This window comes from Deltaproteobacteria bacterium GWC2_65_14 (assembly GCA_001797615.1).
In the GTDB taxonomy this organism is placed as follows: domain Bacteria; phylum Desulfobacterota; class Deferrimicrobia; order Deferrimicrobiales; family Deferrimicrobiaceae; genus GWC2-65-14.
The window spans coordinates 28401-41686 of the sequence record MGPV01000017.1 but is presented as its reverse complement, the minus strand read 5'-3'; the positions used below and the strand labels follow the sequence as shown (position 1 = coordinate 41686).

The following is a 13286-nucleotide window of genomic DNA, read 5'->3' as shown; positions in this document are numbered from 1 at the left end:
ATGGGCCGGTGGGGAGGCCCGTCGAGCCTCCCGGATTCTTGCCACGGAGGAAGGGCTTTATGAAGATCCGGGAATTCCAGGTCCGCCCGAACATTCCGCCCGCGATCGCACCGATCCGGGAGATCGCGATGAACCTCTGGTTCTCCTGGAACTGGGAGGCAGTCCAGCTCTTCATGCGGTTGAACCCGGAGCTCTGGGAGAAGTCCTACCAGAACCCGGTCCTGATGCTCGGCTCCCTGTCGCAGGAGGAGTTGGATGCGGCGGCCGGGGATGAGAGCTTCGTGGCGAACGTCCGGCGGGTGCACGAGCATCTGGTCGAGTATCTCCGGGCCTCGGGATGGTTCCGCGAGGTCCACGGCGGGGAAACGGACTTTCTGGCCGCCTATTTCTCCTGCGAATACGGGATCGACGAGGGGCTCCCCATCTACTCGGGGGGCTTAGGGGTTCTTTCCGGGGACCACCTGAAGTCGGCGTCGGACCTGGGGCTTCCGCTGGTCGGGGTGGGGCTTCTGTACCAGAAGGGATATTTCCGGCAGGTCCTGAACCTCGACGGCTGGCAGCGTGAGCTCTACCCGGACAACGACTGGTACAACATGCCGGTTTCGATCGAGCGGGGCCCGGAAGGGGAGGAACGGTCGATCGAGGTGGAGATCGGCGGAGAGCCGGTCCGGGCCAGGATCTGGCGGGTCCAGGTCGGCCGCGTCCCCCTCTACCTGCTCGACAGCAACGTCCCGGAGAATTCCCCCCGGGGGCGCGAGATCACCGGGACCCTCTACGGGGGGGACCGGGAGATGCGGATCCGCCAGGAGATCCTGCTCGGCATCGGGGGGATCCGGGCCTTGCGCGCGCTGGGGCTCGCGCCGACCGTCTTCCACATGAACGAGGGGCATTCGGCCTTCCTCGCGCTCGAGCGGATCCGGGCCCACATGGCGGACCACGGTCTCTCCTTCGCCGAGGCCCGCGAGCGGGTGTTCGCCACGAGCGTCTTCACCACCCACACGCCGGTTCCGGCGGGGAACGAGCTCTTCTCCACCGAGCTGATGCGGAAATACCTCCAGCCGATGGCGGAGCAGCTCGGCCTTCCCTGGCAGGAGTTTCTCGGGCTCGGCCAGCTGGCCTCGGCGAAGTCGCCGGATTTCGGAATGACGGTGCTCGCGCTGCGGATGGCCGCTTCCGCGAACGGGGTGAGCCGCCTCCATGCCGAAATCTCCCGGCGGATGTGGAAGGACCTTTGGCCCGGACTCCAGGAATCGGAGGTTCCCATCCGGAGCCTCACGAACGGGATCCATACCCGCACCTGGCTGAGCCACGAGATGGGGGACCTCTTCGCCCGGTACCTCGGCCCCCGCTTCATCGAGCGGCCGGCCGACCACTCTGTCTGGGACCGCGTGGAGTCGATTCCCCCCGTCGAGCTCTGGAAGGTCCACGAGACCCGGAGGGAGCGTCTCGTGTTCTTCGTGCGGAAGCGGCTCAAGAAGCAGCTCCTGCGCCAGGGGGCCGGGCTTTCCTCCCTGCGGGCGGCCGAGGAGGTCCTCCACCCGGAGGCGCTGACGATCGGGTTCTCCCGGCGCTTTGCCACCTACAAGCGGGCGGGTCTGCTCTTCCGGCAGCCCGAGCGCCTGATCCGGATGCTCACCGAGCAGGACCGCCCCGTCCAGATCCTCTTCGCGGGGAAGGCCCACCCGCAGGACCTTCCCGCGAAGGAGCTGGTCAAGTCGGTCGTCCATTTCGCCTCGGACCCCCGCCTCCGGCACCGGATCGTGTTCCTCGAGGATTACGATATCAACGTCGCGCGATACCTCGTCCAGGGGGTGGATGTCTGGCTGAACACCCCGAGGCGCCCGCAGGAGGCGTCGGGGACCAGCGGGATGAAGGCCGCGGCCAACGGGGCGCTGAACGTTTCCGTCCTGGACGGCTGGTGGTGCGAGGGGTACGCGATGGACACGGGGTGGGCGATCGGAAGCGGGGAGGTCTACGGCGACCCCGAGGAGCAGGACCAGGTCGAGTGCGAGGCCCTCTTCAACCTGCTGGAGAGCGAGGTGATCCCCCTGTTCTACGAACGGGACAAGGGGGGGCTTCCGCGGGAGTGGATCGCGATGATGAAAACGTCGATGCGGAAGCTGGGCTCCCGGTTCAACAGCCTGCGGATGGTCCAGGAGTATGCGGAGCGGCTCTATCTCCCGTCCCACCGGGCGGGAGCCCGCCTGGCGGAGGACGGGTTCGCCGGGGCGAGGGAGCTTTCGGCCTGGAGAGGGAAGGTCACGGCGGGGTGGTCGCGGATATCGCTTCGTGTGGACGGAGCGGGAAAGCGGGAGGACCTTCTCGTCGGCGGCGACGTGGAGGTCAGGGTCCGGGCCGATCTCGGCCCCCTGTCGGCCGGCGACGTGGCGGTGGAGGTCTATTACGGCCCGGTCGACCCGATGGGAGAGATCCGGGAGGGGGAGATCGTCCGGGCCGAGCATTTCGGCCGGGAGGGAAGCGAGGAGATCTTCCGGGCGGCGATCCCCTGCCGCAGGAGCGGGCGCCACGGGTTCGCGGCGCGCGTCGTCCCCCGGCACCCCGATCTCGTGAATCCGTTCACTCCCCTGCTGCTGACCTGGGAGTAGGGGGCGGCCGGACGGTCGCGATGACCGCGGCGGCGGCGAGAGCGAGCGCCGCCGCGGCCAGAAACGCCGTCGAGTAGCTCTGCGTCGCGTCGAAGATCCTCCCGCCCGACATCGGGCCGATGATCCCCGCCATCCCCCACGCGGTGAGCAGCAGCCCGTAGTTGTTCCCCAGGTTCCGGATACCGAAGAAGTCCGCCGTGGCGGAGGGGAACACCGCCAGCTGCGACCCGTAGCAGTATCCGATGAGAAAGACCGACCCGAACAGCAGGGGGACCGTGTCGACCCGGGGCTCGAGGAAAAGGACCAGGGCGGTGATCCCCATGGCGAGCGCAAGGGTGCGCGTCCGGCCGATGTGGTCGGACATCCATCCCGAGCCGATTCTCCCGAAGCCGTTCCCGACCGACAGGATCCCCACGGACAGGGCCGCATCGCGGGCGGAGAACCCCGCCCCCTCCGCGAAGGCCGCCAGGTGCCCGATGACCATGAGGCCGGCCGCGGTCCCGAGGGCGTAGGCGATCCACATCCGGTAGAAGGTCCCGGTGCGCAGCATCTCCGCGGGAAGATGATCGCGCGGGGCACGGCGCTCTCCCTCTTCCCGGGAGGGCGGGGTCCATCCCTGCGGCCGCCACCCCTCCGGCGGGTTGCGCAGGAAGAACGACCCGGTCACGGTGACGACGAGGAACCCGGCGCCCAGGAAGGCGAAGGTGTCCCGCCACCCGTACCGGTGGATCAGGAAACCGGCCAGCGGGGCCACCAGCGCGCTTCCCGCGCCGTACCCCATCACCATGAGGCCCGTGACCAGTCCGCGCTTTTCGGGGAACCATTTCATCCCGACGGCGAGGGGACAGGTGTACCCGACGCCGCTCGAGAAGCCCACGAGGCCGCCGTAGCAGGCGTACAGCCACCAGAGGGCGTGGGTGTAGCGGGAGAGGAAGATTCCCGCGGAAAAGAGGAGCGCCCCGGTGAGGGCCACCGGGGCCGGCCCCTTCCGGTCCTGCCAGCGCCCCCCGATCAGCACCCCGGCCGTGATGCAGGCGATGGTCAGCGTGAAGGCCAGCGATGCCTCGGCGCGGGTCCAGCCGAACTCCCGCTGGAAGGGGGCGAGGAAGATGCTGAAGGCGTACGCGGAACCGAAGCACAGGTTCATCGCGACCCCCCCCGCCACGCGGAACCACCGGTTCACCGGTTCGGCTTCCTCCCGTAGATTTCCGCGCACCGCTCGGGCGGCATCCCGAGACGGTAGGCGATCCGGAGGCGCCACATCCGCAGGATCGTGCGGGCCGTCCCGTGCTCTTCCCACCTCCGGGCGGAGGTCGTGAGGCGGCAGGGAAGCAGGACCGTCTTCCCGGCAAGTGTCATCCTTCGCGACAGCTCCACATCCTCCATCAGGGGGATCTCCGGGTATCCCCCGATCCGGACGAAGGCCTCCCTGCGGAGGAAGATCGCCTGATCTCCCGTGAAGGACCGGAAGAGGCGGGAGCGGATCCCGATCATCCCCCCCGTGATCCGGAGGGCGATCCTCCGGGCGAACGGGGCGTCGGCGGAGACCCCGAGCCGCACGCGGAAGGCGCCGCCGACGACCTCTTCCCGGGACAGGGCCCGTAGCACCCCGGCGAGCGAGCTCTCGGGAAGCGTCGTGTCGGCGTGGAGAAACAGGAGGATCTTCCCCCCGGAGACCCTGGCCCCCGCGTTCATCTGGCGCCCCCTTCCCGGGGGAGAGGAAATCACCCGGTCGGCGTGCGATCTCGCCGCCTCCACGGTGCCGTCCGTGCTTCCCCCGTCCGCCACGATCACCTCGCCGGCCCCGGCGGCCCGGGCGGAGCGGATCGCGGCCAGGATCGCCCCGTTCTCGTTCAGCGCCGGGATGATGACGGATATCCCGGGAAAGCGATCGGGAGTCTGCATCTATCGTTCCCCGGGGCTATTCGGGGGAAGCGGTTTCCGGGGATTGATCCCCACGAATCCGGCGGACGACCCCGGGGAGGAGAAAGGAGAAACCCAGGAGGGCGGCCGGGAAGAGGATGTCGAACGACAGCAGGTCGGAAGGGCCCCGGTAGGAGGCGAGGAGCTTTTTCAGTCCGCCGAAGAAGAGGGTGATGATCACGATGGAGGGCGCCGTTCCGAGGAGGGTCGCCCAGAAGAAATCCCGGAAGCGGATTCGGGTGGCGGCCGCGCCGTAGTTCAGGACGATGAAGGGGAACCAGAATATCCGGAGGTAGAAGACGATCGGGAAGCCGTGCTTCTCCGCCTTCCGGTCCAGTTCCCCCAGTTTCCCGGTGAGGAGGCCGCCGGCGAAGTCCCGGAGAAGATACCGTCCGAAGAGGAACGACGCCGACGCCCCCAGGGTCGCCCCGAAGATGTTATAGACCGCCCCCAGGTATTTCCCGAAGAGGAAGGCCCCCGCCGCGTTGAACGGGGTGGCGGGAAGGGCGAGGACCCCGAGGGAATAGAGAAGGACGAAGAGGGGAGGACCGAGCGGCCCCGCCTCCCGGACGATCCGGTCGATCCATTGGATGGCTTCCTGCCTCCCTTCGGGCGAAAGCAGGTGCCGCCCGGCGGGGGTGAACAGCAGCATCCAGACGACCGCCGCTGCGAAGGCGAGGAAGATCCCAAATTTCAGGTGTTTTTTCGTGTTTTGCGTCAAGAGGCTCCCCGATGGGCCATTCTACCCCCATGTTCCGCGAAGGAAAGCCGAAATCGCACCGGGCCGGCCGCGCCCTGCCCCGAGGGCGCCCGGTACCAGCTCCGCCGCCTCGGAGGGGGGCTTGCCTTTCGGTCCGGTTGATCGGGACCCGCCGCATCCCCTACAATGGAGGAAACCTGGATTCCCCCTCGGGGGGAAGAGGAGGCGTCCCGGTTCCCCCGCCCTGGCGGGGTGAGCCGGGCCGGTCGGGGAGGAAGAAACGGGAGGGGAAGCGTTCCCCTCGGGTACGGGGGCGGCCCCCGGGAAGGGAATTCCCGGGGGCCTTTTTCGCGAGGAGATGCCGATGGAAAGGATTCGGACATGGGTTGGGGACCGCGGGCTGCGGTTCCGGCTGACGGGGGTGATGCTGGTCCTCCTGGTCTGCTCGATGGGGATCGTCTTCATTCCCTATTACTGGGGGCGGGAAAACCTCAAGGCGGACCTCGAGAGGAGCTTTCTCGACCTGTCGAACGCCATCCGGGTGAGCGTCGACCAGTTCACCGCTCCCGCGACCTCCGGCGAGGACCGGCTCCGGGACTATGTCGAGTCGCTGCGGAAAACGGGGATCCGGGAGGTCTCGATCGTCGGGGAGGACATGGGAGTCATCGACAGCACGAACCCCCGGGCGATCGGGAGCACGGCGAGGATCAAGCTCCCCCCGGAGAAGCTGATCATCAACGCGACCTTCGGCGATGACCCCGACCCCGGGGAGGGGAAGATTCGGTCGAAGGACCTGGTGATCCCGGTGACGGTGGGGGGGGACGAACTGGGGTTCATCCACGTCCGGATGCAGATCGACGACTTCACCGAGGCGATCCGGAAGAACCTCTATCTCCGGTTCGCGAGCACCCTGCTGATCTTCGCCGTCGGGTTCGCCTTCGCGGTGAGCATTTCCGGACACTACGTCCGCCCCCTGGAGAAGCTGGCGCTCGCGGCGGAGAAGGTGGCCGCAGGGGATCTCTCCCAGGAGCTTCCCGTGGGTGGGAAGGACGAGGTGGGGCGGCTGACCCGGTCGTTCAACGAGATGATCGCGCACCTGCGGCAGAACCGGGAACTGGAGGAGAAGGTGCGCGAATCCCAGTACCTGTCGCAGCTGGGGCGCCTCTCCTCCGGCGTGGCGCACGAGATCCGGAACCCGCTGAACTTCATCTCGCTCGCGGTGGACCATCTGGACACCCTGGCGGATGGAAAAACCCCGGAGGCGGAACGGGAAAAGGAACAGGTGATCACGGGGATCAAGGAGGAGATCCAGAAGCTGAACGAGCTGGTCACCAATTTCATCATGTACGGGAGGCCTGCCGAGCCGCAGCGGACGCCGGTACGGCTTCGGGAGATCGTGGAGGGAGTGCTGCAGATGGCATCCCCACGGATCCAGAGCCAGAGGATCCGGGTCTCTTCCGCGTTCCGGGATGCCCCTCCCCAGACGGTAGATCCCGACATGATCCGACGGGCGGTGATCAACCTCGTGGGGAACGCGGTCGATGCGATGCCCGGGGGGGGCGAGCTCCGGGTCTCGGGCGGGCCGGGGGAGGACGGGTGCTACCTCCTCGAATTCGGGGATACCGGCGGCGGGATCGCCGAGAGCGACCGGGAGCGGATCTTCGAGCCCTACTTCACGACCAAGAGCACCGGGCTGGGGTTGGGGCTGGTCCTCACCCGGAGGATCGTGGAGTCCCACGGCGGCGGGATCGTGATAGATTCGGAACCGGGGAAGGGGACGAGGGTCGTTGTCCGCCTTCCGGGGGTGCGCACGGCGTGAAGGGAACGGTGCTGGTCGTCGACGACGAGCGGAACCAGCGGGAGATCCTGGGGGCGATCCTGAAGGGGGAGGGATACCGTCCCGTCCTCGCCGGAAACGGGGAAGAGGCGCTGGCCGCCGTGGAGCGCGAGCCGGTCGACCTCGTGCTGACCGATCTCGTCATGCCCGGTATGGGGGGGGAGCAGCTGGTCGAAGCGCTGCTGGCCCGTAACCCGGGGATCCCGATCCTGGTGAACAGCGCCTACGGGACGATCCAGACCGCGGTGGACGCCATCAAGAAGGGGGCCTACTACTACTTCGAGAAGCCGGTGGACAAGGCCCGGCTCCTGATCATCATCGAGCGGGCGATCGAGACCCTGCGCCTGCGGGAGTCCCACCGGGCGCTGTCGGAGCGGCTGTTTCCGGGGGCGTCCCCGGTCATCGGGGAGCATTCCGCGATCCGGGAGATCAAGCGGATCCTCCCGAGGGTGGCCCGGAGCGACGCCACCGTGCTGCTGACGGGGGAGAGCGGGACGGGGAAGGAGGTGGTCTCCCGGAACCTCCATTCCCTGAGCGGGCGCAGCAAGGCCCCCTTTCTCGCGGTGAACTGCGCCTCCCTTCCCGACACCCTGTTCGAGAGCGAGCTCTTCGGACACGAGAAGGGGGCCTTCACGGGGGCCCACCGTCGGGAGATCGGCCTGTTCGAGGCGGCGGAGGGGGGGACCCTCTTCCTGGACGAGATCGGGGAGGTTCGGCTCGACACCCAGGCGAAGCTGCTCCGGGCGCTGCAGGAGAAGGAGATCCGCCGGGTAGGGGGAAAAGAGAATATCCCGGTGAATGTCCGGATCATCGCCACCACGAACCGGGACCTCGGGGAGGAGGTGCGGACCGGGAGATTCCGTTCCGATCTCTTCTACCGGCTGAACATCCTGAAGATGTCGCTTCCCCCCCTGCGGGAGAGGATGTCGGACATCCCATCCCTCGCGCAGCACTTCCTGGGGAAGCACGGGGAGAAGGGGGTGCCCCCCGTCCGGGAGATCACCCGGGAGGGGATGCGCCTGCTCATGCGCTACTCCTGGCCTGGGAATGTGCGGGAGCTCTCTTCGGTGATCGAGCGGGCGGTCGTTCTGGCCGAGGAGGGGAAGATCACCCCGGACGAGCTCCCCCCGGAGCTCCGGGACGAAACGCCTTCCGAAACCTCCCCGGGAGGCGGCGCCCCCTCCCGCCGTCTCGAATTGCCCCCATCCGGTCTGGATTTCGAACGTCTGGAGGAGAACCTGCTCCGGCAGGCGGTCGAGCGCTCGGGCGGGGTGCACGCACGGGGGGCCGAACTTCTCTCCATGAGCTACAAGACCTACATCTACCGGCTGAAAAAGTTCGGCATCATCCCCTCCTGAGTTTCCGGGCAATTCCTCATTTGGGGAGCAGGCACCCCATATGGGGGGGGGCGCCCCGACCGTTCTTCCGGAAGGGTGAAGGATAACGTATTGATAATTCACGAATGTTTTCCACGAGCCTCTTGGCATCGAATTTGAATCGATTTCTTTCCGCATTCCATTTTTCCCGAAGGGGAGGAGGAAGAAAGATGAGAAAACTGCTAGCGGTGTTTGTGGCGTTTGTATTCACCCTGTCGCTCGCGGCGGTGGCCATGGCCGACAAGCACACGGCTCCCGCAAAGCCTGCCGAGCCGGCGAAAGCGCCCGCGGCGGCGGCTCCCGCAAAGCCTGCCGAGCCGGCGAAGGCGGCGGTCAAGAAAGCCCCGAAGTCGCTGCAGCTGGCCGGGACGGTCGAGGCGGTCGATGCGAAGGCCGGGACTCTCACGGTCAAGGGTAAGAAGGACCCCGTCAGCCTGAAGGCGGGCGAGAAGGTGAGCCTCGACGGGATCGCCGTCGGCGACAAGGTGCTCGTGAAGTACACGGGCGACACCGCGTCGAGCGTCAAGAAGGTCCCCGCGAAGAAGGCGGCGGCGGTGAAGGAGATCAAGAAGGAGGCCAAGTCGGCCGCTCCCGCGGCTCCCGCAGCACCGGCCAAGCCTGCGGCCCCGGCAGCCCCTGCGGCCCCGGCAGCACCGGCGGCCCCGGCGAAGAAGTAACCGGGTCGAGCCAACCTCGGACCGAAAAACCGGTTGCTGAAACCCGAAAGACTGTGGTACCCTATATTTTTTCACGGTAAGGACGGTCCCGCCCCAAAAGGGCCGGGACTCCCGAGGGCAGGGGGACACAATCCCCCTGCCCGTATTCTTTCAGGCGGGGTTCCCGCTTCCCGCATTGACTTTTCCACACGCCTCTGGTAGAGATTCATTGCTTTACCCTCCGACGCCGATCGGCAATTCACGGAAGGAGATGCGACCGATGAAGGTGCTCGCCCTCGACAACCTGCAGCAGGTGGGAATCGACGTCTTTCTCAAGGAAGGGATCGAGGTGGACGTGAAGGGGAAGATGACGCCGGAGGAACTGGCCGCCGTGATCGACCAATACGACGCAGTCGTGGTCCGCGGCGCGACCAAGGCGACTGCCGCGGTATTCGAGAAGATCACCCGCCTGAAGGTGATCGGCCGGGCCGGCAGCGGGACCGACAACATCGACAAGGTGGCGGCGACCAAGCGGGGCGTCGTCGTGATGAACACCCCGGGGGGAAACACCGTGACCACCGGGGAGCATGCGATCTCCCTGATGCTGGCGCTGTCCCGCCAGATCCCGCAGGCGACCGCCTCCATGCGGTCAGGGAAGTGGGAGAAGAACAAGTTCATGGGAACCGAGCTCACCGGGAAGGTCCTGGGGATCGTGGGGCTGGGCAATATCGGCAAGGTCGTCGCGGAGCGGGGGCTGGGGCTCCGGATGACCGTCCTCGGCTTCGACCCGTACGTGTCGAAGGAGGATGCCCAGCGGCTCGGGGTGGAGCCGGTGACGCTCGACGAGCTGTACGCCCGGTCCGACGTCATCACCTTCCACACCCCGCTGACTCCGGAAACCAAGAACATGGTGAACGCCGGGACGATCGCGAAGATGAAGAAGGGGGTTTTCCTGGTGAACTGCGCACGGGGAGCGTTGATCCATGAGGCGGATCTTCTGGCCGCCCTGGAGTCGGGACAGGTGAAAGGCGCCGCGCTCGACGTCTTCCCGGTGGAGCCGCCTCCGCCCGACACCCCGCTCTTCGCGCATCCGAACGTCATCCTGACCCCCCATCTCGGCGCCGCGACCACCGAGGCGCAGGAGAACGTGGCGTTGCTGATCGCGGAGCAGATCTGCGACTTCCTGCTGCGGGGATCGATCCGCAACTCCGTGAATTTTCCCTCCGTGTCGGCGGAGCTCCTCCCCACGCTCAAGCCGTTTCTCGATCTCTGCGAGAGGCTCGGCGCGTTCCACGGGCAGCTGCTGGATTCCCCGCTCAAGGAGCTCCGTGTGGAGTACCTCGGGGAGGTCGGCAAGTTGGGGACGGCCCCGCTGACGATCTCGGTCCTGAAGGGGCTGCTGCAGTATCAGACCGAGGAGGTCAACCTCGTGAACGCCCGGATGGTGGCCGAGGAGCGGGGGGTCAAGGTCGTCGAGGCGAAGGCGGCCAAGAGCGAGGAGTATGCCAGCCTGGTCCGGGTGGCGGTGGTCACGGAGAAGGGGGAGTTCTCCGTCTCCGGCACCACCTTCGGGCCGATGCCCCGGATCGTGAAGATCAACCTGTTCCCCATCGAGGCGGAGCTCTCCGGCGGGATGCTGATGCTGCAGAACCTGGACGTGCCCGGCGTCGTCGGCCGTCTGGGGACCTTCCTCGGGGAGAAGGGGATCAACATCGCGGGGCTGCGGCTCGGACGGAAGGAGGCGGGCGGGACCGCCATCTCCCTGATCAACGTCGACAACCCCGTCCCGGAGAAGGTGCTGGCGCAGCTCTCCAAGCTGCCGAACATCACCGCCGCGAAATATCTCACCTTTTAGGGGAAGGGGCGACACGGGTGAAGCACATCATCGTCCTCGGGGCCCAGTGGGGCGACGAGGGCAAGGGCAAGGTCGTCGACATCTACTCGGAGTTCGCCGACACGGTCGTTCGGGCCACCGGCGGGAACAACGCCGGGCACACGCTCGTGGTCGGCGACGAGAAGTTCATCTTCCACCTCATCCCCTCCGGGATCCTGCATGCCGGGAAAACGTGCGTGATCGGGAACGGAGTGGTGTTGGATCCCCGGGTGCTCCTCTCGGAGATCGACAAGCTGAAGTCCCGCGGCTACCTGCAGGACGACAGGCAGCTTCGGGTCGCGCTGGTGAGCCACATCCTCTTCCCGTACCACATCCTCCTCGACCGCGTGCGCGAGGAGAAGCTGGGGAACCGGAAGATCGGGACGACCGCCCGTGGGATCGGCCCCTGCTACGAGGACAAGGCCGCCAGGACCGGGATCCGGGCCTGCGAGCTGCTCGAGCCCGGGGTCTTCGCCGAGAAGCTGCGCGCGAACCTCGAGGTGAAGAACTTTCTGCTGAAGCGCTACTACGGGGCGGAGGAGATCCCGTTTCAGCCCACGCTGGACGAATACCTGCGCTACGGGGAGCGCCTCGCCCCCCATCTGGCCGACACCTCCCTCTTCCTCTCCGGGGAAATCCTGCGGGGGGCCAAGCTTCTCTTCGAGGGGGCCCAGGGGACCCTGCTGGACATCGATCACGGGACCTATCCGTTCGTCACTTCCTCGAACACCACCGCCGGGGGGCTCTGCACCGGGTCGGGCGTTCCCCCGACGAGGATCGGAGGGGTGGTGGGGGTCTCCAAGGCCTACACCACCCGGGTCGGCGGAGGCCCGTTTCCCACCGAACTGCTCGACGAGGAGGGGCAGTGGATCCGGGACCGGGGGAACGAATACGGCTCGACCACCGGAAGGCCGCGGCGCTGCGGGTGGTTCGACGCCCCCGTGATCCGTTACGCGAAGCGGCTGAACGGGTTGAACGGGATCGCGCTGACCAAGCTGGACGTTCTGTCCGGCCTGCCCCGCATCCGGATCTGCGTCGCCTACGAGATCGACGGAGTCCGGCAGGAGGAGGTTCCCCTCACGCTGTCCGGGTTCGAGAGGATCCAACCGGTCTACAGGCAGGTGGAGGGGTGGACCGGGGAGATTTCGACCGCCCGTGAATTCGACGACCTTCCGAAGACCGCCCAGAAGTATGTCCGCCTGCTGGAAGAGGTGACCGGGGTAGAGGTCACGCTCGTGTCGATCGGGGCCGAGCGGAACCAGACGATCCTCCGGAAAAACCCCTTCCGGGCTTGACACTTCGGGCCGCCGGCCGGTAGCATAAATGATTCCGGCGAGCCCATAGCTCAGTTGGTAGAGCATCTGACTTTTAATCAGAGGGCCGCAGGTTCGATCCCTGCTGGGCTCACCAGGTTTTCCCGCGTCCCCATCGTCTAGCCCGGCCAAGGACACCGCCCTTTCACGGCGGCGACCGGGGTTCGAATCCCCGTGGGGACGCCACATGGGGGACATTCCTGGAGGTTATCCCTTCCCGTTTCAGGAGTGTCCCCCGCCATCCCTTCACACGGATTCGAACCGGAAACGATTCTCACCTCTTGCTTTTCCAGGCCACCCTGTCGAAAATGATAAGGTTATGGATTTTCTCCGTCCGGAAAACCTCCTCCGATTCGGCTACAAGGACTGCCTGCTCTGCGAGGTGGAGCGGAAGGGGGAGGAGAAGCGTTGCCTTCGCTGTTCCGGCCGGGCGGATCAGCGGGAACGGCTCCTGTGGGAAATCCACCGGGCGAGGATCCGGCGGAACGCGGCCCGGATCTCCCTCCTCTACCCGGGCCTCGGGCATCTGTATGACGGTCGGTACCTCCAGGGGATCTTCTGGGGGTCGCTCGTCCCCCTCTCCCTGGGGCTCGTGATCAACGTCTGGGCGGAACCGACTCCGGGGCATGTCTTTCTGCTGCTTGCCTTCGGGCTGATCTGGTACCTGGCGTGGCTCGACGCGGGACGCGGCCCCCGGGAGCGGGCCGCCCCCTGCCAGGAGGCCTGTCCGGCCGACATCAACGTTCCCGACTACATCGCCCTCGTGCGCGAGGGGATGCCCCTGGAAGCCCTGGCGTTGGTGCACGACAAGCTTCCTTTCGCCGCCTTCTGCGGCAGGGCGTGCCCGCATCCGTGCGAACAGAAATGTGTCCGCACCGAATTCGATGCCCCCATCGCCATCATGGCGATCAAGCGGTACGCGGCCGACCTGGGGTATGCGGCGGCGATCCGGCCGTCGTCCTCCGCCGGCGAAGGCGTCCGTAGGCCGAAGGTCGCCGTGAT

At 66.8% G+C, this 13286-nt stretch carries 9 protein-coding genes, 2 tRNA genes and 1 pseudogene (1 of these 12 only partly in view); 9 read left to right on the top strand and 3 right to left on the bottom strand.

Annotated elements, in window-relative coordinates:
* Positions 1 to 59 precede the first annotated feature (59 nt).
* Positions 60 to 2606 carry an alpha-glucan phosphorylase gene (locus tag A2X88_04165; GenBank protein OGP35092.1) on the top strand — a complete coding sequence of 849 codons (2547 nt, stop codon included), beginning with the start codon at positions 60 to 62 and terminating at the stop codon, positions 2604 to 2606.
* On the opposite strand, the gene A2X88_04160 is transcribed toward A2X88_04165, so the two are convergent.
* The 3 genes from A2X88_04160 to A2X88_04150 are packed head-to-tail and all read right to left on the bottom strand — an operon-like array spanning position 2578 to position 5250.
* A complete protein-coding gene (locus A2X88_04160) occupies positions 2578 to 3789 on the bottom strand; it encodes a hypothetical protein (protein ID OGP35091.1) in 1212 nt (403 codons plus the stop codon). The genes A2X88_04165 and A2X88_04160 overlap by 29 nt on opposite strands.
* Positions 3786 to 4511, bottom strand: a complete 726-nt coding sequence (locus A2X88_04155) for a hypothetical protein (protein OGP35090.1) — start codon at positions 4509 to 4511, stop codon at positions 3786 to 3788. The genes A2X88_04160 and A2X88_04155 overlap by 4 nt, the downstream gene beginning before the upstream one ends.
* A 16-nt stretch (positions 4512 to 4527) precedes the next feature.
* Positions 4528 to 5250, bottom strand: a complete 723-nt coding sequence (locus A2X88_04150; GenBank protein ID OGP35089.1) for a hypothetical protein — start codon at positions 5248 to 5250, stop codon at positions 4528 to 4530.
* A 343-nt stretch (positions 5251 to 5593) separates the two neighbouring features.
* On the opposite strand from A2X88_04150, the gene A2X88_04145 reads away from it, so the two are divergent.
* The 8 genes and pseudogenes from A2X88_04145 to A2X88_04110 form a co-directional block, all read left to right on the top strand.
* Positions 5594 to 7048: a hypothetical protein gene (locus tag A2X88_04145; protein ID OGP35088.1), complete on the top strand. Its 1455-nt coding sequence runs from the start codon at positions 5594 to 5596 to the stop codon at positions 7046 to 7048.
* Positions 7045 to 8424, top strand: coding sequence for a Fis family transcriptional regulator (locus tag A2X88_04140; GenBank protein OGP35087.1), 1380 nt, complete (start codon positions 7045 to 7047; stop codon positions 8422 to 8424). The genes A2X88_04145 and A2X88_04140 overlap by 4 nt, the downstream gene beginning before the upstream one ends.
* A gap of 251 nt (positions 8425 to 8675) precedes the next feature.
* Positions 8676 to 9119, top strand: coding sequence for a hypothetical protein (locus A2X88_04135; GenBank protein OGP35164.1), 444 nt, complete (start codon positions 8676 to 8678; stop codon positions 9117 to 9119).
* Positions 9120 to 9378: 259 nt separating this feature from the next.
* A complete protein-coding gene (locus A2X88_04130) occupies positions 9379 to 10953 on the top strand; it encodes a phosphoglycerate dehydrogenase (GenBank protein OGP35086.1) in 1575 nt (524 codons plus the stop codon).
* A 17-nt stretch (positions 10954 to 10970) separates the two neighbouring features.
* Positions 10971 to 12266, top strand: coding sequence for an adenylosuccinate synthase (locus A2X88_04125; GenBank protein OGP35085.1), 1296 nt, complete (start codon positions 10971 to 10973; stop codon positions 12264 to 12266).
* 39 nt (positions 12267 to 12305) lie between these two features.
* Positions 12306 to 12381 (top strand) — tRNA-Lys (locus A2X88_04120).
* Positions 12382 to 12392: 11 nt separating this feature from the next.
* Positions 12393 to 12470 (top strand) — tRNA-Glu (locus tag A2X88_04115).
* A gap of 133 nt (positions 12471 to 12603) precedes the next feature.
* A pseudogene (locus tag A2X88_04110) lies at positions 12604 to 13286 on the top strand (hypothetical protein) (it continues 1135 nt past the right edge of the window).